Raw genomic sequence first — 24,742 nt, 5'->3', positions numbered from 1 at the left:
CGGTTTCAACCCCGCAGGAGAAATCTTCATGAACGTTGAGAATCATCCGGTGGTGTCGCGCGAAGAATGGCTCGCCGCCCGTAAGCAACATCTGGCCCACGAGAAAGCGTTCACCAAGGAACGCGATCGCCTCAGCGCCGAGCGTCGCGCTTTGCCATGGGTGAAGGTCGACAAGGATTACCACTTCCAGGGCCCGAACGGCGAATTGAAGCTGGCTGATCTGTTTGGCAAACACAGCCAATTGGTGGTTTACCACTTCATGTTTGCCAAGGATTGGGAGGAAGGCTGCCAGGGTTGCTCGTTCCTCAGCGACCACATTGATGGCGCCAACCAGCATCTGGCTCATCACGACATCGCGGTGGTAGCTGTTTCGCCTGCGCCGTTCAACGAGTTCCAGGACTTTAAACGGCGAATGGGCTGGAAGTTTGATTGGGTGTCTTCAGAGGGTTGCGACTTCAACTACGACTTCGGTGTCTGCGCCCGGGCTGAGGATGTCGCGGCCGCAAAGGCTACGTACAACTACGAAAAGACTGACAGCGCCGAGGAAGAAATGCCGGGGTTGAGTGTGTTTTATCGTGATGAGGCCGGGGAGATTTTCCATACCTACTCGACCTACGCTCGCGGTCTCGACATGTTGGTCGGCGCCTACAACTACCTCGACCTCACGCCCAAGGGCAGGAATGAAGACGAGATCATGGAATGGGTGCGGCATCATGATCGGTATGAGCAGGTTTCTAGAACGAACTGCTGCCACGAACAAACTTAAGCACTGAACTTTTCCCGCGATCAAGGCCTCAACCAGTTAACCCGCCTTAACCGGAACTGAGGCCTGCCCCGATGAAAACCCTGATCAAGCTCACCCTCGCCGCCACCCTCGCCTGTGCCCTGCCTGTCTGGGCCTGCACGCCGGAAGAAGCCACCGCCAAGCGTGAGCAACTGGCCAAGGAAGTCGCCAAGCTCACCGAACAGAATCCAGCCAAGGCCAAAGAGATCAACGCCGAGTTGCAGAAGATGGACCTGGGCACGGCCAGTGCGGATCTGCCGGACAAATGCCAGTTGATTGATCAGCGCTTGAAAGAATTGGATACGGCAGAGAAAAAAACCGAAGGCTAAAAATCAAAAGATCGCAGCCTTCGGCAGTGCCTACCCAAAACCGTGTAGGAGCTGCCGAAGCCTGCGATCTTTTGCACATGAAAATGCATAAATGCATTTATTTATTTGCACAAACGCATATTCAGATCTACGGTTACATCGAGCAACGAGATCGGAACCTGCCATTTGACATGGCAACCGTTGAACACCGATCGCTCGGCAACACCGCAACACCACACAAGCTGGACGCTTGTTTTCACTCATGGAGGATTGAAAAATGTTAACAACAGCAGCAACACAATTCACCGGCGAATCCCTGCCAAGGTGCCTGGCCGGTCACCTGCTCGACCCGCAACTCGCCGAAGTCGAGGCCGCTGAACAGCTCAGCGCCCGCACCGCTGGCAGTCTCAACTTCAACATGCAGAAACAGACCCAGACCAACTGGTGCTGGGCGGCCGTTTCCGCCTCGGTCGGCAACTATTACGGCACCGGCAACTGGACGCAGTGCGGCGTGGCCAGCACTCAGCTCGACCGCAACTGCTGTAATCAGCCGGGGCCATGCAACGTCTACGGCTATCTGGATTCGGCCCTGCAAACCACCCGCAGCTACAACGGCATGAATCAGGGTTCGCTGCAGATGTCGGCCATTCAGAACCAGATCAGCATGGGCCGCCCGGTCGGCCTGCGCTGCGCCTGGTACGGAGGCGGTGCGCACTTTCTGACGATCTACGGCACCAATGGCGATTACGTGTTGGTCGCGGACTCGATCTACGGCTATTCGACCCGCGCACTGAACGCGTTCCCCCGCGCCTATAACGGCGGCGGCAACTGGACCCACACTTACTTCACCGTGAAAAACTAGGAGGGCAACATCATGCAATTGACTTATCCAAAGGCGCCTTCCAACGGCGTACAGACCTTACGCCCGGCCTTGCAAGCCGCGCTGCAAACCCCAGGTCTTGGCGCCAATCGCCAGTTCGCCAACGCTGTACCGGCGAAAATCAGCCTCAGCGAAGCCTACCGTGGCTATTCGCTCAGCCTGGAAGACCTGAGCCAAGGCAAAGGCCTGAAAGGCGCACGAATCGGCGACTGGCATTACCTGGTGTTTGCCGACGGCGTGACGATTGCCGATGCGCAATTGGCCGAAGTGCGCGGGCATGTCGAGTTCGCCTCCTTGAACCACGGCGATCACGCCGCTGCTACGGTGGGTGCACTGAAACTGGCAGAACAAGCACCGCAACTTCAGGGCAAGAGCGTTGAGCTGCGAGTGCTGTTTGTCTCGGCGCTGCACGTTGTGGCGATCTGGCTGCATGCCGACGGTGAGGATGTGTTGATCCCGATTGAGCCGACGCCGAAAGATCTGGCGGTTACGCGGTTGTACAGCGAGGCCACCTTGCTCGCGGCACTGAAACCGGCAGCGAATCAAGCCAAGCGGCGCTTTGACGCCGACACCAGTGGCCAGCTCGGCAACTGATGGACGAAAAAAAACCCGGACACTGTCCGGGTTTTTTATGCACGCCTGAAACGCGTTACTCAGCCGCAGGCTCTGCTGGCTTGCGGCGTTTCAGCGGCGCCATGCCATCGCTGCTCACCAACGAGTCCGGCTTCGGACGGTTGGCGCTCTTGCGCTTGGTCGGCGTCTTGGCAGCAGTTTTTTTCTTGTCGCCCTTGGCGTCAGTCTTTTTCTTCTTCACGCCAACGGCTTTACCCGAAGCCTTGACCTTTTTCGGCCCGCCGTAGGTGCCTTTGACTTCCTTGATGGTACGGCGCTCGAAGCTCTGCTTCAGGTAGCGCTCGATGCTCGACATCAGGTTCCAGTCGCCGTGGCAGATCAGCGAGATCGCCAGACCGTCGTTACCGGCGCGGCCGGTACGGCCGATGCGGTGCACGTATTCGTCGCCGCTGCGTGGCATGTCGAAGTTGATCACCAGATCCAGGCCATCGACGTCCAGACCACGGGCCGCGACGTCGGTAGCGACCAAAATCTTCACGCCGCCCTGCTTCAGACGGTCGATCGCCAGTTTGCGATCCTTCTGGTCTTTCTCGCCGTGCAGCACGAACGCTTTGTATTCCTGAGCCACGAGGCGGCCGTAGATGCGGTCGGCCATGGCGCGGGTGTTGGTGAAGACGATGGCCTTCTGATAGGTCTCGTTGGCCAGCAGCCAGTTCACAATCTGCTCTTTGTGCTGATTGTGGTCGGCGGTGATGATTTGCTGACGGGTGGTCGAATTCAGTTGGCTGACCGCGTTGAGCTGCAAGTGCTCAGGGTTGTTCAGCACCTTGCCGATCATGTCGCGCAGGCCGGAACCACCGGTGGTAGCGGAGAACAGCATGGTCTGCTGACGATTCGGGCATTCGTCGACCAGACGCTGCACGTCTTCGGCGAAACCCATGTCGAGCATGCGGTCGGCTTCGTCGAGCACCAGCACTTCGACTTCTTTCAAGTCGAGGTTGCCGGCGTTGAGTTGCTCGATCATCCGGCCCGGGGTGCCGATGAGGATGTCCGGCACTTTGCGCAGCATCGCGGCCTGGACCTTGAAGTCTTCACCGCCGGTGATCAGGCCGGACTTGATGAAAGTGAACTGCGAAAAGCGTTCAACTTCCTTCAACGTCTGCTGGGCCAGTTCACGGGTCGGCAGCAGGATCAGCGTCTTGATGCTGACGCGAACCTTGGCCGGGCCGATCAGGCGATTGAGGATTGGCAGAACGAAAGCGGCGGTTTTGCCGCTACCGGTTTGCGCCGTCACCCGCAGATCACGCCCTTGGAGCGCCAGCGGAATGGCCGCGGCTTGCACAGGCGTTGGCTCGACAAATTTCAGCTCGGCCACAGCTTTAAGCAGGCGTTCGTGCAGGGCGAATTGGGAAAACACGGGTGCTACCTCGAAGATATGCAAAAAAACAGCTGCATAGGTTACCGGTTTCGAGCGCTCAGGCCGAGTTTCTTTATACAAACGGACGCAATCAGTGGCTTTTTTGTTGCTCGATTTGTCTTCAACGGTAATACACGACGGCTTAAATGCTCTAATCACCCATCGCGTCTTACAGAAGAATCGTTGCTCATATGGATTTCAAACAGCTCTGGCTCAACGCCCAGGACCTCTGGGGCACCCTCGAACAGCATCCGCTTTTGCAGGCGGGCCTCGCCCTGACGCTGCTGCTGGTGATCGCGCTGGTGCTCGGACGAGTGGCGCGATACCTGATCCTGCACGCCAGCCGCATGCTCGGCCGCCAGCCGGCGCTGCACTGGATCAATGACTTTCGTCACAACAAGGTGTTTCAGCGTCTGGCGCAGATGACGCCATCGCTGGTGATCCAGTTCGGCCTGCATCTGGTGCCGGAACTGAGCAAAACCGCGATGACCTTCCTCGGCAATGTGGCGTTGTCGTTCACCATCCTGTTCCTGCTGCTCTCGGTCAGCGCCCTGCTCAACGCCCTGCTCGACATCTACGCCCGAACCGAACACGCCCGCACACGCTCGATCAAAGGCTATGTGCAACTGGCGAAAATGGTTTTGTACGTGTTCGGCGCGATCATCATCGTCGCCACGTTGATTGACCGCTCGCCGCTGTTGCTGCTGTCCGGTCTGGGTGCGATGTCGGCAGTTATTCTGTTGGTCTACAAGGACACGCTGCTGTCGTTCGTTGCCAGCGTGCAGCTGACCAGCAACGACATGCTGCGGGTCGGCGACTGGATCGAGATGCCGCAAGTCGGCGCCGACGGCGATGTGGTCGACATCACCCTGCACACGGTCAAGGTGCAGAACTTCGACAAGACCATCGTCTCGATCCCGACCTGGCGGCTGATGTCCGAGTCATTCAAGAACTGGCGCGGCATGCAGCAATCGGGCGGGCGGCGGATCAAGCGCAGCCTGTTCATCGATGCCAGCGGCGTGCGTTTCATCCGCGATGACGAGGAGGAAAAGCTCACCCAGGTGCACCTGCTCACCGACTACATGAGCCGCAAGAAAGCCGAGCTCAAGGCGTGGAACGAGGCGCAGGGCAATGTCGCGGCGATGTCCGCCAACCGCCGCCGGATGACCAATATCGGCACGTTCCGCGCCTATGCGCTGGCGTATCTGAAGAGCCATCCGGAGATTCAGCCGAACATGACCTGCATGGTCCGCCAGATGCAGACCACGGCGCAGGGCATTCCGCTGGAGATCTACTGCTTTACCCGCACCACGGCTTGGGCCGATTACGAGCGGATTCAGGGGGATATTTTCGATTATCTGCTGGCGGTGCTGCCGGAGTTCGGGTTGAGCCTGTATCAACAGCCGAGTGGTGGGGATTTGCGGTCGGGGTTGTTGCCGGCGGTGCTCGGCGCGGCCAGCATTCCCGAGCCGCAGAAACACCTCATGTAACCCAAAGATCAAATGTGGGAGCGAGCCTGCTCGCGAATGCTATGTGTCAGTCGCACCATAATTATCTGACCCAGCGCCTTCGCGAGCAGGCTCGCTCCCACAGGGGTTATGCGGTGGCTGGGGATTTGCGGATGCCCAGTCGGCTGATCCATACGGCAGCGAGGATGACACTCCCGCCAAGGAACAACCGCCCCAGTTCCTCATGCTGATTCCAGATCAGCAAATTCAGCAGCAACCCCACCGGCACATGCAGATTGTTCATGACCGCGAGTGTGCCGCCGTTGACCATGCAAGCACCCTTGTTCCACCAGTACATACCCAGCGCGGTCGAGACCAGGCCGAGGAACAGCAAAACGGCCCACTGCAGCGGCGCTTCCGGGAGGAAGTTGGCTTTGCCGAACATCAGGAATGCCGGCAACACCACCGCCAATGCCCCTAGGTAAAAGAAGCCGAAACGCCGGTAATGCGGCAGGTCGCTCGGGTGTTTCGCCACCAGATGCTTGTACATCACCTGCCCTGCCGCGTAGGTGAAGTTGGCCAGTTGCAGCAGCAGGAAACCCATGAGGAAGTCAGGACTGATGCTGTCGAAGCGAATCACGGCTGCCCCGCTTACGGCGACCAGCGCGGCGATCAGTGCCCATGGATTGAAGCGACGGTTCAGCGCATCTTCGATCAGCGTCACGTGCAGCGGCGTGAGGATGGTGAACAGCAACACCTCCGGCACCGTCAGCACGCGGAAACTCAGGTACAGGCAGACGTAAGTTACGCCAAACTGCAGCGCGCCAATTACTAGCATGCCGCGCATGAATGCAGGTTCCACCGAACGCCAGCGGGTCAGCGGGATAAACACCAGCCCGGCCAGCACTACACGCACCAGCACCGCGAAGTAACTGTCGACGTGGCCGGCCAGGTATTCGCCGATCAGACTGAAGGAAAACGCCTGGATCAGCGTGACAAAAAGTAGATAGCCCATGCTCGCCTCGAAATCGAATGGCGGCGACGATAGCGGTTTTCTGATCTCACTGCGAATAGCCAGAAACACAAAATCCCCCTGTGGGAGCGAGCCTGCTCGCGAAGGCAGAGTGTCAGACGGCAAATACTTGTCTGATACACCGCTTTCGCGAGCAGGCTCGCTCCCACAAGGAGACTTGTGGTGTTCATCAAATCCCAGGCAAAAAAAAGCCCGATCTCGCTAATGCGTTCAATCGGGCTACAGCACTCAGGAGCAACAAGTGCAAAGGGAGGTTCGATGCGCGTAGAGCCTTGAAGGGGTTGCGCCAGGTCACTTAAACAATCGGCGATTATCTGGCGATTAACATATCAAGCAACCTGGGACAGCTTGGCGTTGGCCTGATTCAGGCCCTTCTCCTGGAAGTCGCCACCCAGGTTCATGCCTTCGGCGTGAATGAACGTCACGTCGTTGATGCCGATGAAACCCATCACCTGGCGCAGGTACGGTTCCTGATGGTCCGCCGGGCCTCCAGCGTAAATGCCGCCACGGGCGGTCAGCACGTAGGCACGTTTGCCGCTGAGCAAGCCTTGCGGGCCGGTTTCGGTGTACTTGAAGGTCACGCCGGCACGCAGCACGTGGTCGAGCCAGGCTTTGAGGGTGCTCGGGATTGCGAAGTTGTACATCGGCGCGGCCATCACCAGTACGTCGGCGGCGAGCAACTCATCGGTCAATTCGTTGGAACGGTCCAGCGACGATTGCTCGTTGGCGTTGCGTTGCTCGGCGGGTTTCATCCAGCCGCCCAGCAGATTGCTATCCAGGTGCGGCACCGGGTTCACGGCGAGGTCACGTACGGTGATCTGATCGGCCGGGTGCGCCGCTTTCCACTGACTGATAAAGGTCTGGGTCAGTTGACGGGATACCGAGTCTTGCTGGCGGGCACTGCTTTCGATGATCAGAACGCGGGACATGGTGTGTAGCCTCCATCCGAGAATGTTGTAGGTCGATGGAGTGAAGGTTAAACAGAGTTGAATCGATGAAAAAGCGCAAATAATTGCTGCAAAGTATCGAATAATTCGTTTAGATGCAGTTTGTGCCCTGTGGGAGCGAGCCTGCTCGCGAAGGCGGTATATCGGTCAGAAAATGTGTCGACTGACGCTACGCCTTCGCGAGCAGGCTCGCTCCCACAGGTAAATACAGTGTTATTTCGGAGTGCAGCTCAGTTTGATGCGCAGTTTGATAATCGAGCGATTGAACTTGGCCGTGGCGTTCTTGTGCTTGCCGGCCGGGACATCGATGTTGCGCGTGCGTGGTGCTTCCGGACCATTCTGGAAAACCGCTTTGCAGGCCGCATCGACGTCACCGTAGTTAGCCACCCGGATGGAGCCGATGTCGTTATCGGTGTCGAAGGTCTCGTAATCGATCTTCATGCCGTTGAGATCTTTCTGCACATCAATCGGATAAGCAAAAGCCGTCAGCGGCAGCATCGCCAACAGCACACAACAGAATTTTTTCATTCGGCAGTCTCCATGAGGGACGGCCAGCTTAGGACAAGAGGAGCTATTGATGAAAGCGCCCCGCGTGACCCTTGATCAATGGCGAACATTGCAGGCCGTGGTCGACCACGGCGGATTCGCCCAGGCCGCCGAGGCCCTGCACCGTTCGCAATCGTCGGTGAGTTACACCGTCGCCCGCATGCAGGACCAGCTCGGCGTGCCGTTGCTGCGCATCGACGGGCGTAAAGCCGTGCTCACCGAAGCCGGTGGCGTATTGCTGCGCCGTTCGCGGCAACTGGTAAAACAAGCCAGTCAACTGGAAGACCTTGCCCACCACATGGAGCAAGGCTGGGAAGCTGAAGTCCGTTTGGTGGTCGACGCTGCTTACCCGAGTGCGCGTATCGTCCGCGCGTTGACCGCGTTCATGCCGCAGAGTCGCGGCTGCCGCGTGCGTCTGCGTGAGGAAGTGTTGTCGGGTGTCGAGGAAGTGCTGCTCGAAGGCGTGGCCGATCTGGCGATCACTGGCCTGAGCATTCCCGGTTACCTCGGTGCGGAATTGAGCGACGTCGAGTTTGTCGCCGTCGCCCATCCCGACCACCCGCTGCATCGGCTCAATCGCGAACTGAGCTTTCAGGATCTGGAAACCCAGATGCAGGTGGTGATCCGCGACTCCGGTCGTCAGCAACCACGGGACGTTGGCTGGCTCGGCGCCGAGCAGCGCTGGACCGTCGGCAGCCTCGCCACGGCGGCGACGTTCGTCAGCAGCGGCCTCGGTTTTGCCTGGCTGCCACGGCACATGATCGAACGGGAGTTGAAAGAAGGTACGCTCAAGCTGCTACCGTTGGATCAGGGTGGCAGTCGCAACCCGAGCTTCTATCTGTACTCGAACAAGGACAAACCCCTGGGCCCGGCCACGCAAATCCTCATCGAATTGCTGCGCACCTTCGACACCTTGCCGCTGGATGCACCGTTCGCCGCCCCTGAACAAGCCTGACACGGAGTTCACCGATGGCCTGGTTCGAGCACGAAGGTTGCAACCTGCACTACGAGGAATATGGCCACGGTACGCCGTTGCTGCTGGTTCACGGGCTCGGTTCGAGCACGCTGGACTGGGAAATGCAGATCCCGGCACTGGCCGCGCACTACCGGGTGATCGTCCCGGATATTCGCGGTCACGGGCGCTCGGACAAACCGCGCGAGCGCTACAGCATCGCCGGTTTCAGCGCCGACCTGCTTGCCCTGATCGAGCATCTGAACCTTGGCCCGGTGCATTATGTCGGGCTGTCGATGGGCGGCATGATCGGCTTCCAGTTCGGCGTCGATCAGCCGCAATTGCTTAAAAGCCTGACCATCGTCAACAGCGCACCCGAGGTGAAAATACGCAGCCGCGACGATTATTGGCAGTGGTTCAAACGCTGGATCCTGATGCGTGTGCTCAGCCTCGCGACCATCGGCAAAGCCCTTGGTGGCAAACTTTTTCCCAAGCCGGAGCAGGCGGATCTGCGGCAGAAAATGGCCGAACGCTGGGCAAAAAACGACAAACGTGCTTATCTCGCCAGCTTCGACGCAATTGTTGGCTGGGGGGTTCAGGAACGACTTTCCCGAGTGTCCTGTCCAACGCTCGTCATCAGCGCCGACCGTGACTACACACCCGTCGCGCTGAAAGAAACCTATGTAAAACTGCTGCCGAATGCGCGGCTGGTGGTGATCGCCGATTCACGCCACGCCACCCCGCTCGATCAACCCGAACGCTTCAACCAAACGCTGCTGGAGTTTCTCGCCGCAGCCGATATTCAATCTCAGGATCACTGACCCATGCTGAAAAAACTCGCCCTCGCCGCTGGTACTGTGCTGTTTGCCGCCAACCTGATGGCTGCCACGCCAGCCAAGGCACCGCACGTGCTGCTGGACACCACCAACGGTCAGATCGAAATCGAACTGGACCCGGTCAAGGCGCCGATCAGTACCAAGAACTTTCTCGATTACGTCAACAGCGGTTTCTACAACAACACGATTTTCCACCGTGTGATCCCGGGCTTTATGGTCCAGGGCGGCGGCTTCACTCAACAAATGCAGCAAAAAGAAACCAAGGCTCCAATCAAGAACGAACACAAAAACGGTCTGGCTAACGTTCGTGGCACCTTGTCCATGGCTCGCACTTCCGTACCTGATTCGGCGACCAGCCAGTTCTTCATCAACGTCAAGGACAACGACTTCCTCGACCAGGGCGACGGCTACGCAGTATTCGGCAAAGTGGTCAAAGGCATGGACGTTGTCGACATCATCGTCAACTCGCCAACCACCACCAAAAGCGGCATGAAAGACGTGCCTTCCGACCCTGTGTTCATCAAGTCGGCCAAAGTCATCGACTAAGCTGTACAGGGCGTATCGAGCGGCGTGAATTCAACCTCACGCCGCTCACACCGATAAAAGGAGAGCCCGTACTCCGGGCGGTTATCTGATGCTCTATCGCCGTTTCGAACAACTGATTGACGTGTTCCGCGACGCCCCCACGGCATCCCCGCCGGATCGCGTGCTGCCCTTCTACACCTATTACCTGAAGCAGGTCTGGCCGAGTTTTGCCGCCCTGCTCACCGTCGGACTGTTCGGCGCCTTGATCGAAGTGGCGTTGTTCAGCTACCTCAGTCGCATCATTGACCTCGCCCAAGGCGCGCCGAACCCGAACTTCTTTCAGGAGCATGGCCTGGAATTGGCCTGGATGGCCGTGGTCGCGCTGATCTTGCGCCCGGTCTTTGTCGGCCTGCACGACCTGCTGGTGCACCAGACCCTGAGCCCGAGCATGACCAGCATGATTCGCTGGCAGAACCACAGCTACGTGCTCAAGCAGAGCCTTAACTTTTTCCAGAATGACTTCGCTGGTCGTATCGCCCAACGCATCATGCAGACGGGCAACTCGCTACGTGACTCTGCGGTGCAAGCAGTGGATGCGTTGTGGCATGTGCTGATCTACGCGATCAGCGCGCTGGTGCTTTTTGCCGAGGCCGACTGGCGCCTGATGATTCCGTTGCTGACGTGGATCGCCGCTTACATTGGCGCGCTCTGTTACTTCGTGCCGCGGGTCAAGGAGCGCTCGGTGGTGTCCTCCGATGCCCGCTCCAAACTGATGGGGCGGATCGTCGATGGTTACACCAATATCGCCACCCTGAAGCTGTTCGCCCATACCAATTACGAGCAACAGTACGCCCGCGAAGCAATCGAAGAGCAGACCGAAAAAGCCCAACTGGCGGGCCGCGTTGTGACCAGCATGGACATCGCCATTACCACCATGAACGGCCTGCTGATCGTCGGCACCACGGGCCTGGCCTTGTGGCTGTGGACGCAATCGCTGATCACTGTAGGGGCGATTGCCCTCGCAACCGGTCTGGTGATTCGCATCGTCAACATGTCCGGCTGGATCATGTGGGTGGTCACCGGCATTTTCGAAAACATCGGCATGGTCCAGGACGGTTTACAGACCATCTCGCAACCGGTCAGCGTCACCGATCACGAGCAGGCCAAACCGCTGGAAGTGGCCCGTGGCGAAGTGCGTTTCGAGCACGTGGATTTTCACTACGGCAAGAAGCGCGGGATCATCGGCGACCTCAACCTGAACATCAAACCGGGCGAAAAAATCGGCTTGATCGGGCCGTCCGGCGCCGGTAAATCGACGCTGGTCAACCTGTTGCTGCGCCTGTACGACGTCGAGGGCGGACGGATTATGATCGACGGCCAGAACATCGCCGAAGTCGGCCAGGAAAGCCTGCGTGCGCGCATCGGCATGATCACCCAGGACACCTCGCTGCTGCACCGTTCGATCCGCGACAACTTGCTGTACGGCAAACCGGATGCGACCGACGCCGAGTTGTGGGATGCGGTGCACAAGGCGCGCGCCGATGAGTTCATTCCGCTGCTGTCGGACGCTGAGGGCCGCACAGGCTTTGATGCGCATGTCGGTGAGCGTGGGGTGAAACTGTCCGGCGGCCAGCGCCAGCGCATCGCCATTGCGCGCGTGCTGCTCAAGGACGCGCCGATCCTGATCATGGACGAAGCGACCTCGGCACTGGATTCGGAAGTCGAAGCGGCGATTCAGGAAAGCCTGGAAACCCTGATGCAGGGCAAAACCGTGATCGCGATTGCGCACCGACTCTCGACCATTGCGCGGATGGATCGGCTGGTGGTGCTGGAGAACGGCAAGATTGCCGAGAGCGGCACCCATGCTGAATTGCTGGCTCACCGTGGGTTGTATGCACGGCTGTGGGCGCATCAGACCGGGGGGTTTGTCGGCATCGACTGACAGTTCGCCCGACGTAAACCTGTGGGAGCGAGCCTGCTCGCGAAGGCGGTCTGTCAGTCACATTGATGTTGACTGATACACCGCTTTCGCGAGCAGGCTCGCTCCCACAGGGGATGTGCGCAGTCCCGACTGGATAAAACCGCCACAGCCCGCCAACCACGGGCGCTGGCGGTTTTTTTGTGGCCGCTGGAAATCCACCAAAAGCCTGCTGTACTCAGCCAAGGTTCCGGAACGGAACCTGTCGTAAGTCTGCAAGGACGCACAACTCGATGCAGTCTCGATAGCGAAGCTATCAAGGACGCTCTCATGTCTCTGTTCAAACGTTCAGTCACTGAGTTGTTGGGTACGTTCTGGTTGGTATTGGGTGGTTGCGGCAGCGCGGTGATCGCCGCGTCTTCACCGCTGGGAATCGGGGTGCTGGGGGTGGCCCTGGCGTTTGGTCTGACGGTGCTGACCATGGCGTTTGCCATTGGCCACATCAGCGGATGTCACCTCAACCCGGCCGTCTCGGTCGGTTTGTTCGTCGGCGGTCGGTTTCCGGCCAAAGAGTTGCCCGCTTACATCATTGCCCAAGTGCTCGGCGCGATTATCGCGGCGGCGCTGATCGCCCACATCGCCAGTGGCAAGGAAGGCTTCGATATCGCCTCTGGCCTCGCCTCCAACGGCTATGGCGAGCATTCGCCGGGCAAGTATTCGATGGCGGCCGGGTTTGTCACTGAGCTCGTGATGACCGCAATGTTTGTGATCATCATCCTCGGCGCCACCGATAAACGCGCACCTCCCGGACTGGCCCCGATCGCTATCGGCCTGGGTCTGACCCTGATTCACCTGATCTCGATTCCGGTCACCAACACTTCGGTGAATCCAGCCCGCAGCACGGGGCCGGCGCTGATGGTCGGCGGCTGGGCGATCGCACAGTTGTGGATGTTCTGGGTCGCGCCTTTGATTGGTGCGGTGGTCGGTGGCGGGATCTATCGCTGGTTGGGCAAGGAAGAAACCTGAGGGCGTATGAAATCCCTTTGTGGGAGCGAGCCTGCTCGCGAAGACATTCTGTCAGTAACGTATATGTCGACTGACACGACGCCTTCGCGAGCAGGCTCGCTCCCACAGGGACTTATGTCTGGCGGTAGGGCAACGCTGTTTTCGCTTCCTCGGCGTAGGCAAGGATGCCAGCACGTTCCTGTTGCAGGAAATCCTTCACCGCTGCTTTCAGACCGGGATGCCGCAGGTAATGCCATGAATGGGTGATCACCGGTTCGAACCCGCGAATCAGCTTGTGCTCGCCCTGGGCGCCAGCGTCGAAACGCTGAAAACCCTGGGCAATCGCATAATCCATCCCCTGATAAAAACAGGTTTCGAAGTGCAGTCGATCAAACTCCGCCAGACATCCCCAGTAACGCCCATAGAAACTGTCGCCGCCGACCAGGCTGAACGCCATCGCCACCGGCCGTGAGCCCTGTTTGGCCAGTACCACGCGGATCGCTTCGGGCATGCGCTCGGCCAACAGACTGAAAAATTCCCGCGTCAGATACGGGGTCTGACGGCGCACCGCGTAGGTATTGGCGTAACAGGCGTAGACAAAATCCCACTGCACCTCGTCCAGTTCGCGCCCCTCCAGCCACTCAAATTCAAAGCCCTGCCCCGCCACTTGCTCGCGTTCCTTGCGCATCTGTTTACGCTTGCGCGAACTGAGCACGTCGAGGAAATCCTGAAAGTCGCGGTAACCGCGATTCTGCCAGTGATACTGACAGCCAATGCGTTGCAGCCAGCCTGGCTGTTCGGCCATCGCAGCGTCGGTAAAAGCGTCGGTGAAATTGATGTGCGCGCTGGAAAGCCCTTCGATCTCCAGATAGCCGGGCAGGCTCTTGAGCAGTTCGAAACCGTCTTCGACATTGGCCGCCAGCAAGCGTGGGCCGCTGACCGGACTGAACGGCACGGCGGTCAACAGCTTGGGGTAGTAATCGATGCCGGCGCGGGCGCAGGCGTCGGCCCAGCCGTGATCGAACACGTACTCACCGTAGGAATGCCACTTGCGGTAACTGGGTAACGCGGCGATCAGACGATCGTCCTCGATGTGCAGCAAATGCTCCGGCTGCCAGCCACTGTGGGGGCCAACGCTGCCGCTGTCTTCCAGCGCGCTGAGAAAAGCGTGGCGTAAAAACGGCTGGCTTTCAGGCACCAGTGCATCCCAGCTTGCCGAGGCGATTTGCGACAGGTTTTGCAGGCGTTGCAACGGCATCAACAAGCTCTCCACAACAGGACTTCAGCGCCCGGCGAGTATCGCCGATTGCGCGGCATTGCACACCCGCAATCGGCCGACAGCGCTCTAGATCAATAGTTCAGGGCGAATCGATATCGTCATCAACCTGCCATCATCGTGCCACTGCTCTGTCATAAACGATCGCGATACTGGCGCCTGTTTTTAGAGCGCCGGGTTCTACCCGGACACTGTTTTCCGACGTTCAAATCGTCGGTTGTGCCCGGGATGGTTCAGCCATCCCTCTCATCTTCGGAGATTGCTATGCGTCTTGCTTCCACGAAAACTGCGGCGGCCCTGTGTGGCGGCCTGTTGCTGGCCATGAGTGTTCCGGCCAGTGCCGCAGTCGACGCCAAACTGCTCGACATGCTCAAGGCTAACGGTTCCATTTCCCAGGCGCAGTACATCGAACTGCAAACTGAACTGGCCAAGGATCAGAAGGCTCAGCAAATCGCGCAGCAGGCGCAGCAAGAGACCAACGAACAAGTCGCGGCTGTCGCGAAGAAGAGCACCGAACAAAGCGCTTTCGACCAGAAACTGGCCTGGGCCGCGAAGACCCAGTTCAAGGGCGACGTACGTATTCGTCAGGAAACCATCAAGATCGACGGCGAGCCGAACAACGGCGGCCGCGACAAGGATCGTCAGCGTATCCGTGCCCGTCTGGGTGCCTACACCGAGATCAACCCGCAGGTCGACACCGGCATTCGTATCGCCACCGGCGGCGGCGACGATGCCCGCTCCACCAACCAGGACCAGGACAACTACTTCGACAAGAAGCAGATCTGGCTCGACCTCGGCTACATCGACTACCACCCCGATCAGATCAAGAACCTGCATATCATCGGCGGCAAGATGCTCCAGCCGTGGGTCAGCATGGGCGACGTGATCTGGGATAGCGACATCAACCCGGAAGGTCTGGCCGTCACCTACAAATACCCGTTGGGCGGCAGCGCCGAACTGTTCGGCAGCCTGGGTAACTACAACCTCAAGGACAACGTCGACGGCGATGGCGTGCAATTCCGTCACGACCTGCGTCTGACCGCTGGCCAGTTGGGTAGCCGCTTCAACATCACCGACAACCTGAAAGTCACCGTGGGCGGCAGCGTCTACGCCTACCAGAACGACGAAGACAGCCGTTGCACCGGGACTTCCACGCCGTGCGCACTGGCGGTCAACGGCAACTCGGCCAACAACGAATTCCGTCTGTATGAAGGGTTCAGCCAGGTCGACATCGGCGGTCTGCCGATGCCATTGTCGTTCTACGGTCAGTACGTGAAGAACAACGATGCCGTGACCGATCAGGACACTGCATGGCTGTTGGGTGCCAAGTCGAAAGTCTTCGGCCTGAACCTCGATTACAACTATCGTGACGTGCAGCGCAACGCCGTGGTCGGCGCCTTCACCGACTCCGACTTCGCCAACGGCACCACCGGTTCCCGTGGCCACAAGTTCAAGGTCGGTTACGACATCGACAAGAACTTCGCCATTGGCGCTACGTACTTCCTGACCAAAGCCGACTTCGCCAGCCGTACTCAGCGTGATGCTGACGCCAACACCCTGCAGCTGGACGCGGAAGCCAAGTTCTAAGAAAACAGCGACAAGCTTCGAGCGACAAACTGCAAGTCACCGCTCCCCTTGCGATTTGCCGATCGAAGCTGATTTTCCTGCAGCCCGGTGCAGTTACAGCGATCCCCATCATCCGTTCGCTGGCGCTGCATCGGGCTGTGTTTTTTCACGGGCTATCGTCCCGCCGCTGCGCCGCCAGGCGTTCAGCCAACGCATCCACCCCCTCCTCCGGTTTCTCCGGCATCGCCTTCAAGGTGGCTTGCATCAAACGCATCTGACGAATGAAACGCCGACAGTTCGGGCAAAACATCAGGTGATGACGCACCATCAGCTTTTCGCGAAAGCTCAATTGGCCATCGAGATAATCGCTGGAGCGCGCCACTTGTTCCTTGCAGGTCAGCATTCCCCGGTCTCCTCAAAATGCTCCACGGTCGCGAAGACTTTCAGCCGCGCACGATGCAGCAGCACACGGACATTGGAGAGCGAGATCTCCAGAAGATTACAGATCTCTTCCAGCTCCAGCCCCTGGCGCTCACGCAACAGCAAAACGCTGCTTTGCAATTCCGACAGATTCAACAAGGTGTGCTCCAGACAGTCGCGCAATTCGCTCTCGGTCAGCAGCGCTTCCGGTGTGTCCTGGTGCCAGGCGAACGGGGCGACCAGCCAATGGCCGTCACCGGGAGAAAAGCGGTCGTCGTCGATCGTGCCGTGGGGCGATGGCAAATCGTCCATCAACACTTCCCGGCGATTTTGTTTATAACGACTTTTGGCTGAGTTGGCCGTGATGGTCAACAGCCAGGTCTTGAGACTGGAGCGACCTTCGAAACTGGCGATGTGGCGAACCACCGACAGCCAGGCGTCCTGCACCACTTCTTCGACATGACGCTGGCCGACAATGGCGTACGCCACGGCGCGCATGGCGCTCTGATACGTCGTCACCAGTTCCTTGAAAGCCTGTTGCTCACCTGCCAGCAGGCGCGCAAGCAGTTGGGTGTCGTCAGCCGCCATCCAAAAATCTCCTTGTGCCGATTCCGAAAATGATAGCGGCAGGTTTTCACCTGCCGCCATTTCCGAAAAATTACAGCGTTTGAGCCGATTCGGATGTAGGAAAGGTCGGCGCGATTAAGGGGAAATTAAACCCTTTTCAACGCTTGCGCAGAATCACGCTGCCGATCGAATAACCGGCGCCGAACGAACTCAGCACCGCCAGCGAACCGCTCGCCAGATCATCCTGATACTTGTGGAAGGCAATCACCGAACCTGCGGAGCTGGTGTTGGCGTAAGTGTCGAGAATCACCGGCGCTTCTTCTTCAGTGGCTTCGCGGCCCAGCAGCTTGCGCACGATCAGGTGATTCATGCTCAGGTTGGCCTGGTGCAGCCAGAAGCGCTTCACATCGCCGACGTTGAGCTGGTTCTCTTGCAGATGCTCGCCGATCAGTTCGGCAACCATCGGGCAGACATCCTTGAACACTTTGCGGCCTTCTTGCACGAACAGCTTGTCGCGGGCACCGATGCCCTCTTCCGCTGCGCGGTTGAGGAAGCCGAAGTTGTTGCGGATATTGTTGGAGAACTTGGTCAGCAGCTTGGTGCTGACCACGTCGAACTGGTGCTTGGACGTCGCGGTGTCAGCACGCTCGATGATCACCGCAGTCGCGGCGTCGCCGAAGATGAAGTGGCTGTCGCGGTCACGGAAGTTCAGGTGCCCGGTGCAGACTTCCGGGTTGACCATCAGGATCGCCCGGGCCTGGCCCAGTTGCACGCTGTTGGCGGCGGCCTGAATACCGAAAGTCGCCGAGGAGCAAGCCACGTTCATGTCGAAACCGAAACCTTGAATGCCCAGAGCTTCCTGGACTTCGATGGCGATGGCCGGGTAGGCGCGCTGCAGGTTGGAGCAGGCGACGATCACGCCGTCGATGTCAGCGGCAGTTTTACCGGCGCGCTGCAAGGCTTGTTCGGCAGCGCCGATGGCCATCTGGCAGAGCACCGACCATTCGTCGTTGGAGCGCTCCGGCAGGCGCGGGGCCATGCGTTGCGGGTCAAGGATGCCGTCCTTGTCCATGACAAAGCGGCTTTTGATGCCCGAGGCTTTTTCGATGAACGCGGCGCTGGATTCGGTCAGGGCCTGGACTTCGCCGCTGGCGATGGCCTCGGCGTTGTCGGCGTTGAACTGGGCGACGTAGGTGTTGAAAGACTGCACCAGCTCTTCGTTGGAGATGCTGTTGGCCGGGGTGTACAGGCCGGTGCCGCTGATGACGACGTTATGCATGGTCGTTTCTCTAATCTGTTCAGGCAGAAAGTGCTGGAACCGTCGTACCAACACACAAAGGGTCTATTCCCATCCGGGGGACGCAAACCTGGCATCGCTTTATTCCGTCTCGCACCACGGCCGAAGGCTCTGGGTCGCGAAACCGGCGTTTATGGTCGCGAAGTTTGCCATAAACGGGGCCTTTTGGCGCCTTTCTCTAGATCAACACGGATGATCGTTCCCACGCTCCTGCGTGGGAATGCACCCCGTGACGCTCCGCGTCACTGGACGCGGAGCGTCCCCAGAGGCATTCCCACGCAGGAGCGTGGGAACGATCAGCGTTACGGTTCGACCTGGGTCCACTGCTTGCTCAGGCGCTTGTCGGAAATCGGCACCTTGGTGCCCAACTGCTGGGCAAACAGCGACACCCGGTATTCCTCCAGCCACCAGCGATACAACTCAAGCTGCGGATCGCGTTTGCCTTCCTGCGCATGTTTGGCCGCGCGGGTCTGGTATTGCGCCCAGAGACCGGCGAGTTCGCCGCTCCAGACGCGATCCTTCTGCACCTGCGCGCCGAGTTTCTCGAAACGCTGCTCGACGGCTTTCAGGTAACGCGGCAGTTCCTTGAGCCACTGCATCGGCGTCTCGCGGACAAAACCCGGGTAAACCAGATTGTTGATCTGCTGCTTGATGTCGTTCAACGCCACGGCCTGGGCCAGATCGATCTTGCCCTTGAAACGCTTTTGCAGACCGTGCCAGACCTTGAGGATCTCCAGCGTCAGCCGCGCCACCCGTTCGGCATGCTCGGTCCAACTGCCGCGTTTGCGCTCGGCCAGTGCCGCCAACCCGGCGCCATCACGCGGCAGCGGGTCTTCGCCCTCGAGAATGCAGCTGTCGAGGCTGGCCAGCAGAATGTCTTCAACCAGCGCATCAACGCGGCCCAACTCGCGATAGAGCAAGCCCAGCTCGGTTTGCCCCGGCAGCTTGCCGCGCAGGAACTTGGCCGGCTCGGCCAGTTGCTGCATCAACAGACGCTGCAAGGCGCGACGATGCTGGAATTCAGCCTCGGCCGGGGTCGAGAAACGCCCTTCCTTGACCGTGCCGCCCTCTTCGACCAACGCTGGATACACCGTCATCGACAGCCCGGCGATCTTCTGTTGAGTCTTTTCCGCCACTGGCGCGAAGACTTTGGCCTCGACCGGTTGCTGGCTTTTCGCAGTTTGCGGCACGGCCAACGCGGCCTGGCTGGCTTCGGCAAACCGCGCGGTCAGCTCGGCCAGATCGCGCCCCTCACCGAGAAACTTGCCCTGGCCGTCGACGATTTCCAGGTTCATCCGCAGATGCCCTTCAACCCCTTGCTCAGCTTCCGCCCACGCTTCATCGCTGACCCGCGCGCCGGTCATGCGCAACAGCTCACGGCCCAGCGCTTGCGGCAACGAGCCTTCGGCAAAGGTCATGCGCTGCAATGCAGCCTTGATGAAGTCCGGCACCGGCACAAAATTCTTGCGCAGCGCTTTCGGCAGGTTGCGCACGAGGGCGATGCACTTGGCCTCGATCAGCCCCGGTACCAGCCACTCCAGACGTTCTGGCGGCAGCATCGGCAGCAGCGGCGCCGGCACACGCAGGGTCACACCGTCACGCGGGTGATTGGGTTCAAAGTGATAGGTCAGCGCCAGTTCCAGATCACCGATGTGCAGGGTGTCCGGGTAATCGCGCGCGGTGACTTCACTGGCCTCTCGAGCCAGTACGTCTTCTTCGCGCATGATCAACAACTGCGGATCTTTCTGACTGTTGATGCGATACCAACTGTCGAACGTTGCGGTCTGGTGAATCTCCGCCGGCAGCCGCGCATCGTAGAACGCGTACAAGGTTTCTTCGTCGGCGAGAATGTCGCGGCGACGGGCCTTGGCTTCCAGTTCGTCGAGCTGTTCCAGCAGTTGCTGGTTGGCCGTCAGGCATTTGGCTCTGGACTGAATCTCGCCACGCACCAGACCTTCACGGATAAACAGCTCACGCGAAACGACGGGATCGACCGGACCGTAATGCACCGGCCGGCGGCCGACGACGATCAGCCCGAACAGGGTGATCTGTTCAAACGCCACCACTTGGCCGCGCTTCTTCTCCCAGTGCGGTTCGAAGTGATTTTTCTTGATCAGATGCCCGGCCAGCGGCTCGATCCAGTCGGCGTCGATCTTCGCGACCATGCGCGCGTAGAGCTTGGTAGTTTCCACCAGTTCGGCGGTCATCAGCCATTGCGGGCGCTTCTTGCCGATGCCCGACGAGGGATGAATCCAGAAGCGCCGCTGACGCGCGCCAAGGTAATCGCCATCTTCGGTTTTCTGACCGACCTGGCTCAGCAGGCCGACCAGCACCGCTTTGTGCAGTTTCGGATAATCCGCCGGCTCTTTGTTCAGACTCAACTGCATGTCGCGGCAGATCAGGCTCAACTGTCGATGGGAATCGCGCCATTCGCGCAAGCGCAGATAGTTGAGGAAATTCTTGCGGCACCAGTTGCGTAGCGGACTCGCGGTCAGTGCCTGGCGCTGCTCCTCAAAACCACGCCACAGATTTACCAAACCGGCGAAGTCCGAATCGACATCCTTCCACTGTGCGTGAGCCTGATCGGCGGCTTGCTGACGCTCCGGCGGCCGCTCGCGCGGATCCTGAATCGACATGGCACTGGCGACGATCAGCACTTCCTGCAGGCTGCCAAGTTTTGCCGCTTCGAGCAGCATGCGGCCCATACGCGGATCGACCGGCAGGCGCGCCAGTTGACGGCCAAGCGGGGTCAACTGACTGTTGCGGTCCACCGCCGAGAGTTCTTGCAGCAGGTTGAAACCGTCGCTGATCGCCTTGCCATCCGGCGGCTCGATAAACGGAAACGCGGTGATTTCGCCAAGGCGCAGATGCAGCATCTGCAAGATAACCGCCGCGAGGTTGGTGCGCAGAATCTCCGGATCGGTAAATTCCGGGCGACCGTTAAAATCTTCTTCGCTGTACAAGCGAATGCAAATGCCGGGCTCGACCCGGCCGCAACGACCCTTTCGCTGATTGGCGCTGGCCTGGGAGATCGCTTCGATCGGCAGGCGCTGCACCTTGGCGCGATAGCTGTAGCGGCTGATGCGCGCGGTGCCGCTGTCGATCACGTAACGGATGCCCGGCACGGTCAGCGAGGTCTCGGCGACGTTGGTCGCCAGCACCACGCGACGGCCCGGGTGCGACTGGAAAATCCGCTGCTGCTCGGCCGGCGACAGGCGCGCGTACAACGGCAGGATTTCAGTGTGTTTGATTTGCGCCTTGCGCAGCATGTCGGCGGCGTCGCGAATCTCGCGCTCGCCCGGCAAGAACACCAACACGTCGCCCGGACTGCGGCGTTCGCTGCGCTCGTAAGCGGCGATCTCATCAAGGGTCGCGAGGATCGCCTGATCCACCGTCAGGTCATCCTCGACGCGGTTGCCCTCTTCGTCCTGCTCCAGGGTCAGCGGGCGATACCAGGTGTCCACCGGGAAAGTACGGCCCGACACCTCAACAATCGGCGCGTCATCGAAGTGCTTGGAAAAGCGCTCCAGATCGATGGTCGCCGAAGTGATGATGACTTTCAGATCCGGGCGACGCGGCAGCAGGGTTTTCAGGTAACCGAGCAGGAAGTCGATATTGAGACTGCGTTCGTGGGCTTCGTCGACGATGATCGTGTCGTAGCGTTCGAGGTAGCGATCGTTCTGGGTTTCCGCGAGCAGGATGCCGTCGGTCATCAGTTTGATCAGGGTGTTGGAATCGCTTTGATCTTCGAAACGCACCTGATAGCCGACCAGCGAACCGAGCGGTGTGCCGAGTTCTTCAGCAACGCGGCTGGCAACGCTGCGCGCAGCGATCCGGCGTGGCTGGGTGTGGCCGATCAAGCCATGCTGACCGCGACCGATTTCCAGACAGATCTTCGGCAACTGGGTGGTTTTGCCCGAGCCGGTTTCGCCGGCGATGATCAGCACCTGGTGTTTTTCCAGCGCCTTCTTGATTTCGTCGCGCTTGGCGGCAATCGGCAAACTGTCGTCGTAACGAATCACCGGCAGGCTGGCCTTGCGCGCCAGCACCTGATCACAGGACGCCTGCATGCGCGTCACCCACTGGGCCAGCTTGGCCTCGTCGGGTTTCTTGCGCAGCTCAAGCAACTGCCGCCGCAGCCGGTGACGGTCGGCGAGCATGGCGTGATCGAGGTTTTTCAGCAGTTTGTCGATGGAGGGCGATTCGTCGGTCATCGGGTAGGCAATTCGGTCGTCTATATGTGCAGGGGGCGGATTGTCGCAGATTTGGCGGATTTGTGGCGTGTCTGGGGGATTGCTGCCCTCACCCTAGCCCTCTCCCGGAGGGAGAGGGGACCGATTGGGGGATATTCCAGAGGTCCATCGACCTGAAAGAAATTTACCGAATCCATAATCGCCAAGGCCTTTCAGGTAGGCGTTCGACTTGAGGCACCTCGGTCGGCCCCCTCTCGCTCAGGGAGAGGGGACCGATTGGGGGATGCTGAAGATGTTCAGCGACCTGAAACCGCTATACCGAATCCATAATCGCCAAGGTCTTTCAGGTCGGCGTTTGGCGCAAGACACCTCGGTAGGCCCCCTCTCCCTCTGGGAGAGGGCTGGGGTGAGGGTTTCTGGCTTATTCGTTATCCAACCCTTTACGCCGATACGGGAAAACATCAATGACTTTCCCGGCCCGAATCGCCTCCTGCAAGCCCTTCCAGTAATCGGCGTTATACAACTCGCCATGCAATTGATCGAACAACTTGCGCTGCCCCGAGTCGGCAAACAGGAACGGTGGAAACTCCTCGGGAAAGACATCCAGCGGCCCGATCGAATACCACGGTTCAGAGGCCATTTCGTCCTCCGGCGTACGCGGTGCCGGAATGTGGCGGAAGTTGGCTTCGGTCAGAAAGCAGATCTCGTCGTAGTCATAAAACACCACCCGCCCATGCCGGGTGACGCCGAAGTTCTTCAGCAGCATGTCTCCGGGAAAGATGTTCGCTGCCGCCAGTTGCTTGATCGCCAGACCGTAATCCTCCAGCGCCTCGCGCACCTGCGCGTCATTGGCGTTTTCCAGATAAAGGTTGAGCGGGATCATCCGCCGTTCGGTCCAGCAGTGACGGATCAACACGGTGTCGCCTTCGACCGAGACGGTGGACGGCGCGACCTCCAGCAACTCCTCAAGACATGCCGGATCAAACTTGCTCAGCGGAAAACGGAAGTCGGCAAACTCCTGGGTATCGGCCATGCGCCCTACCCGGTCGACGCTTTTCACCAGCCGGTATTTTTCGATCACCGTGGCGCGGTCAACGTTTTTCGACGGCGAAAATCGGTCCTTGATGATTTTGAACACGGTGTTGAAACCCGGCAGGGTAAACACGCTCATGACCATGCCGCGCACGCCCGGCGCCATGATGAACTGGTCATCAGTATTGGCCAGATGATTGATCAGTGCGCGGTAGAACTCGGATTTACCGTGCTTGTAGAAACCGATCGAGGTGTAGAGCTCGGCAATGTGCTTGCCCGGCAAGATGCGCCGCAAAAAGCCGATGAACTCCGCTGGCACCGGCACGTCGACCATGAAGTACGAGCGGGTGAACGAGAAGATGATCGACACATCGGCTTCGTCGGTGATCAACGCATCGATCTGAATCCCGCGCCCTTCGCGGTGCAGCAATGGAATCACCAGTGGCCATTGTTCGTCACGGGTGTAAATGCGCCCGACCAGGTATGCGCCCTTGTTGCGGTACAGCACCGAGGAAAACAGCTCGACACTCAGTTCCGGGTCTTTGCACACCCAGTCCGGCAGGTTCTCGCGCAGTTGCGCTTCGAGCCGGAGCAAATCGCCGGGCAGATCGGCATAGTCCTCGCTGAAGCGATAGTCGGCAAATATGCTCGCGAGCATCCCCGACAGCTGTCCCTGTGGTTTGTACGTGCGGGTTTGCGCGGCGCGGGCGCGGCGCAGGCTCGGGCGGGTGGTGTGGATGAACATGCAGCCGTCGCTGATCAGGTCATGGCTGAACAGACCGCAGAAAATCGAGTTGTACCAGGTCTCGGACAGCTCATCGTCGAAGCGCAGATCGATGACGCTGATGTAGGCGCTTTTCACCAGCGGCCAGCAGCTGACATTCATCAGCGTGTCGTCGTCGAAATACTCGCGCAGGCGGGCGATGGTTTCGCCGACCTTTTCTTCGTAGAGATTGATCCGCGCCGCCGACGCCGTTTGCGTCTCCTGCCAGCGCGCCTGTTCGAAGCGTTCCCGGGCGCCGTCGGTGATCCGCCGGAAATGCTCGCGGTAATCGTCAAAGCCATCGAGGATCATCCGGGCGATGTCGGTGGCTGGCCATTGCTGCGGCATAGATAAGACCTCGGCGTGCGTGGGGAAATCTGTGCCTGAGCTTAGCCACGGAAGCGGGCGCAGGTGAAGTGCAATTTCTGCCAAATCTGCGCCGGGGTTGTACGCCAA

General features: G+C 59.4%; 21 protein-coding genes. 11 read left to right on the top strand and 10 right to left on the bottom strand.

What is annotated here, in order from left to right:
- The first annotated feature begins 28 nt into the window (after window positions 1-28).
- The 4 genes from L8H52_RS03930 (at window position 29) to L8H52_RS03915 (ending at window position 2,566) form a co-directional block, all read left to right on the top strand.
- The gene (locus tag L8H52_RS03930) at window positions 29-766 is read left to right on the top strand and encodes a thioredoxin family protein (protein WP_242204444.1); all 738 of its coding nucleotides are present in this window, start codon (window positions 29-31) and stop codon (window positions 764-766) included.
- A 71-nt stretch (window positions 767-837) separates the two neighbouring features.
- Window positions 838-1,113 carry a hypothetical protein gene (locus tag L8H52_RS03925; RefSeq protein ID WP_242204447.1) on the top strand — a complete coding sequence of 92 codons (276 nt, stop codon included), beginning with the start codon at window positions 838-840 and terminating at the stop codon, window positions 1,111-1,113.
- Between the two features lie 256 nt (window positions 1,114-1,369).
- Window positions 1,370-1,954, top strand: a complete 585-nt coding sequence (locus L8H52_RS03920; protein ID WP_242204449.1) for a papain-like cysteine protease family protein — start codon at window positions 1,370-1,372, stop codon at window positions 1,952-1,954.
- Window positions 1,955-1,966: 12 nt separating this feature from the next.
- Window positions 1,967-2,566, top strand: a complete 600-nt coding sequence (locus L8H52_RS03915) for a hypothetical protein (protein WP_242204451.1) — start codon at window positions 1,967-1,969, stop codon at window positions 2,564-2,566.
- A 55-nt stretch (window positions 2,567-2,621) separates the two neighbouring features.
- Here L8H52_RS03915 and L8H52_RS03910 read toward each other — a convergent pair whose 3' ends face one another.
- On the bottom strand, window positions 2,622-3,962 hold the full coding sequence (locus L8H52_RS03910) for a DEAD/DEAH box helicase (RefSeq protein WP_007914470.1): 1,341 nt from the start codon (window positions 3,960-3,962) through the stop codon (window positions 2,622-2,624).
- Window positions 3,963-4,153: 191 nt separating this feature from the next.
- Between L8H52_RS03910 and L8H52_RS03905 the strand changes: the two genes are divergently transcribed.
- A complete protein-coding gene (locus L8H52_RS03905; protein WP_175555058.1) occupies window positions 4,154-5,452 on the top strand; it encodes a mechanosensitive ion channel family protein in 1,299 nt (432 codons plus the stop codon).
- Between the two features lie 106 nt (window positions 5,453-5,558).
- On the opposite strand, the gene L8H52_RS03900 is transcribed toward L8H52_RS03905, so the two are convergent.
- The 3 genes from L8H52_RS03900 to L8H52_RS03890 form a co-directional block, all read right to left on the bottom strand.
- Window positions 5,559-6,425, bottom strand: a complete 867-nt coding sequence (locus tag L8H52_RS03900) for a carboxylate/amino acid/amine transporter (protein ID WP_242204453.1) — start codon at window positions 6,423-6,425, stop codon at window positions 5,559-5,561.
- Window positions 6,426-6,772: 347 nt separating this feature from the next.
- Entirely contained in the window at window positions 6,773-7,372 is a 600-nt protein-coding gene (locus L8H52_RS03895) for an FMN-dependent NADH-azoreductase (RefSeq protein ID WP_242204455.1), read from the bottom strand.
- 231 nt (window positions 7,373-7,603) lie between these two features.
- Window positions 7,604-7,918 (bottom strand): 3-phosphoglycerate kinase, encoded by a 315-nt coding sequence (locus tag L8H52_RS03890; protein WP_242204457.1) that lies wholly within the window; start codon window positions 7,916-7,918, stop codon window positions 7,604-7,606.
- Between the two features lie 49 nt (window positions 7,919-7,967).
- On the opposite strand from L8H52_RS03890, the gene L8H52_RS03885 reads away from it, so the two are divergent.
- The 5 genes from L8H52_RS03885 to aqpZ all read left to right on the top strand — a co-directional run bounded on the left by L8H52_RS03885 (window position 7,968) and on the right by aqpZ (window position 13,193).
- Window positions 7,968-8,891, top strand: coding sequence for a LysR family transcriptional regulator (locus L8H52_RS03885; RefSeq protein WP_064119632.1), 924 nt, complete (start codon window positions 7,968-7,970; stop codon window positions 8,889-8,891).
- A gap of 14 nt (window positions 8,892-8,905) precedes the next feature.
- Window positions 8,906-9,709 (top strand): alpha/beta hydrolase, encoded by an 804-nt coding sequence (locus L8H52_RS03880; RefSeq protein WP_242204459.1) that lies wholly within the window; start codon window positions 8,906-8,908, stop codon window positions 9,707-9,709.
- Between the two features lie 3 nt (window positions 9,710-9,712).
- On the top strand, window positions 9,713-10,270 hold the full coding sequence (locus tag L8H52_RS03875; protein WP_242204461.1) for a peptidylprolyl isomerase: 558 nt from the start codon (window positions 9,713-9,715) through the stop codon (window positions 10,268-10,270).
- Between the two features lie 88 nt (window positions 10,271-10,358).
- Window positions 10,359-12,191: an ABC transporter ATP-binding protein gene (locus L8H52_RS03870; RefSeq protein ID WP_242204463.1), complete on the top strand. Its 1,833-nt coding sequence runs from the start codon at window positions 10,359-10,361 to the stop codon at window positions 12,189-12,191.
- A gap of 306 nt (window positions 12,192-12,497) precedes the next feature.
- Entirely contained in the window at window positions 12,498-13,193 is a 696-nt protein-coding gene (gene aqpZ, locus L8H52_RS03865; protein WP_242204465.1) for an aquaporin Z, read from the top strand.
- A gap of 112 nt (window positions 13,194-13,305) precedes the next feature.
- On the opposite strand, the gene L8H52_RS03860 is transcribed toward aqpZ, so the two are convergent.
- Complete coding sequence (locus L8H52_RS03860) at window positions 13,306-14,430, bottom strand: GNAT family N-acetyltransferase (protein ID WP_242204466.1); 1,125 nt, start codon at window positions 14,428-14,430, stop codon at window positions 13,306-13,308.
- Window positions 14,431-14,712: 282 nt separating this feature from the next.
- On the opposite strand from L8H52_RS03860, the gene L8H52_RS03855 reads away from it, so the two are divergent.
- Window positions 14,713-16,035 carry a putative porin gene (locus tag L8H52_RS03855; RefSeq protein WP_242204468.1) on the top strand — a complete coding sequence of 441 codons (1,323 nt, stop codon included), beginning with the start codon at window positions 14,713-14,715 and terminating at the stop codon, window positions 16,033-16,035.
- Window positions 16,036-16,180: 145 nt separating this feature from the next.
- On the opposite strand, the gene L8H52_RS03850 is transcribed toward L8H52_RS03855, so the two are convergent.
- The 5 genes from L8H52_RS03850 to aceK form a co-directional block, all read right to left on the bottom strand.
- Window positions 16,181-16,417 carry a zf-HC2 domain-containing protein gene (locus L8H52_RS03850; RefSeq protein WP_242204470.1) on the bottom strand — a complete coding sequence of 79 codons (237 nt, stop codon included), beginning with the start codon at window positions 16,415-16,417 and terminating at the stop codon, window positions 16,181-16,183.
- On the bottom strand, window positions 16,411-17,022 hold the full coding sequence (locus L8H52_RS03845) for an RNA polymerase sigma factor (protein ID WP_242204472.1): 612 nt from the start codon (window positions 17,020-17,022) through the stop codon (window positions 16,411-16,413). The genes L8H52_RS03850 and L8H52_RS03845 overlap by 7 nt, the downstream gene beginning before the upstream one ends.
- Before the next feature lie 136 nt (window positions 17,023-17,158).
- Window positions 17,159-18,280 (bottom strand): beta-ketoacyl-ACP synthase III, encoded by a 1,122-nt coding sequence (locus tag L8H52_RS03840; protein ID WP_242204474.1) that lies wholly within the window; start codon window positions 18,278-18,280, stop codon window positions 17,159-17,161.
- A gap of 320 nt (window positions 18,281-18,600) precedes the next feature.
- Window positions 18,601-22,512 carry an ATP-dependent RNA helicase HrpA gene (gene hrpA, locus L8H52_RS03835; RefSeq protein ID WP_242204476.1) on the bottom strand — a complete coding sequence of 1,304 codons (3,912 nt, stop codon included), beginning with the start codon at window positions 22,510-22,512 and terminating at the stop codon, window positions 18,601-18,603.
- Window positions 22,513-22,912: 400 nt separating this feature from the next.
- The gene (aceK, locus tag L8H52_RS03830; RefSeq protein WP_242204478.1) at window positions 22,913-24,634 is read right to left on the bottom strand and encodes a bifunctional isocitrate dehydrogenase kinase/phosphatase; all 1,722 of its coding nucleotides are present in this window, start codon (window positions 24,632-24,634) and stop codon (window positions 22,913-22,915) included.
- Between the last annotated feature and the right edge of the window lie 108 nt (window positions 24,635-24,742).

The sequence above is a fragment of the Pseudomonas sp. CROZ-RG-20F-R04-15 genome, assembly GCF_022662375.1.
Taxonomy (GTDB): domain Bacteria; phylum Pseudomonadota; class Gammaproteobacteria; order Pseudomonadales; family Pseudomonadaceae; genus Aquipseudomonas.
This window is presented reverse-complemented; position numbering and strand designations above follow the sequence as displayed.

Bases quoted from the DNA above. Each gene is read 5' to 3' on its own strand.
- L8H52_RS03915 (WP_242204451.1), top strand. From the start codon at position 1,967: ATGCAATTGACTTATCCAAAGGCGCCTTCCAACGGCGTACAGACCTTA.
- L8H52_RS03895 (WP_242204455.1), bottom strand. From the start codon at position 7,372: ATGTCCCGCGTTCTGATCATCGAAAGCAGTGCCCGCCAGCAAGACTCG.
- L8H52_RS03840 (WP_242204474.1), bottom strand. From the start codon at position 18,280: ATGCATAACGTCGTCATCAGCGGCACCGGCCTGTACACCCCGGCCAAC.
- hrpA (WP_242204476.1), bottom strand. From the start codon at position 22,512: ATGACCGACGAATCGCCCTCCATCGACAAACTGCTGAAAAACCTCGAT.
- L8H52_RS03900 (WP_242204453.1), bottom strand. From the start codon at position 6,425: ATGGGCTATCTACTTTTTGTCACGCTGATCCAGGCGTTTTCCTTCAGT.
- L8H52_RS03885 (WP_064119632.1), top strand. From the start codon at position 7,968: ATGAAAGCGCCCCGCGTGACCCTTGATCAATGGCGAACATTGCAGGCC.
- L8H52_RS03905 (WP_175555058.1), top strand. From the start codon at position 4,154: ATGGATTTCAAACAGCTCTGGCTCAACGCCCAGGACCTCTGGGGCACC.
- aqpZ (WP_242204465.1), top strand. From the start codon at position 12,498: ATGTCTCTGTTCAAACGTTCAGTCACTGAGTTGTTGGGTACGTTCTGG.
- L8H52_RS03875 (WP_242204461.1), top strand. From the start codon at position 9,713: ATGCTGAAAAAACTCGCCCTCGCCGCTGGTACTGTGCTGTTTGCCGCC.
- L8H52_RS03925 (WP_242204447.1), top strand. From the start codon at position 838: ATGAAAACCCTGATCAAGCTCACCCTCGCCGCCACCCTCGCCTGTGCC.
- L8H52_RS03880 (WP_242204459.1), top strand. From the start codon at position 8,906: ATGGCCTGGTTCGAGCACGAAGGTTGCAACCTGCACTACGAGGAATAT.
- L8H52_RS03845 (WP_242204472.1), bottom strand. From the start codon at position 17,022: ATGGCGGCTGACGACACCCAACTGCTTGCGCGCCTGCTGGCAGGTGAG.
- L8H52_RS03860 (WP_242204466.1), bottom strand. From the start codon at position 14,430: ATGCCGTTGCAACGCCTGCAAAACCTGTCGCAAATCGCCTCGGCAAGC.
- L8H52_RS03930 (WP_242204444.1), top strand. From the start codon at position 29: ATGAACGTTGAGAATCATCCGGTGGTGTCGCGCGAAGAATGGCTCGCC.
- L8H52_RS03855 (WP_242204468.1), top strand. From the start codon at position 14,713: ATGCGTCTTGCTTCCACGAAAACTGCGGCGGCCCTGTGTGGCGGCCTG.
- L8H52_RS03920 (WP_242204449.1), top strand. From the start codon at position 1,370: ATGTTAACAACAGCAGCAACACAATTCACCGGCGAATCCCTGCCAAGG.
- L8H52_RS03890 (WP_242204457.1), bottom strand. From the start codon at position 7,918: ATGAAAAAATTCTGTTGTGTGCTGTTGGCGATGCTGCCGCTGACGGCT.
- L8H52_RS03850 (WP_242204470.1), bottom strand. From the start codon at position 16,417: ATGCTGACCTGCAAGGAACAAGTGGCGCGCTCCAGCGATTATCTCGAT.
- aceK (WP_242204478.1), bottom strand. From the start codon at position 24,634: ATGCCGCAGCAATGGCCAGCCACCGACATCGCCCGGATGATCCTCGAT.
- L8H52_RS03870 (WP_242204463.1), top strand. From the start codon at position 10,359: ATGCTCTATCGCCGTTTCGAACAACTGATTGACGTGTTCCGCGACGCC.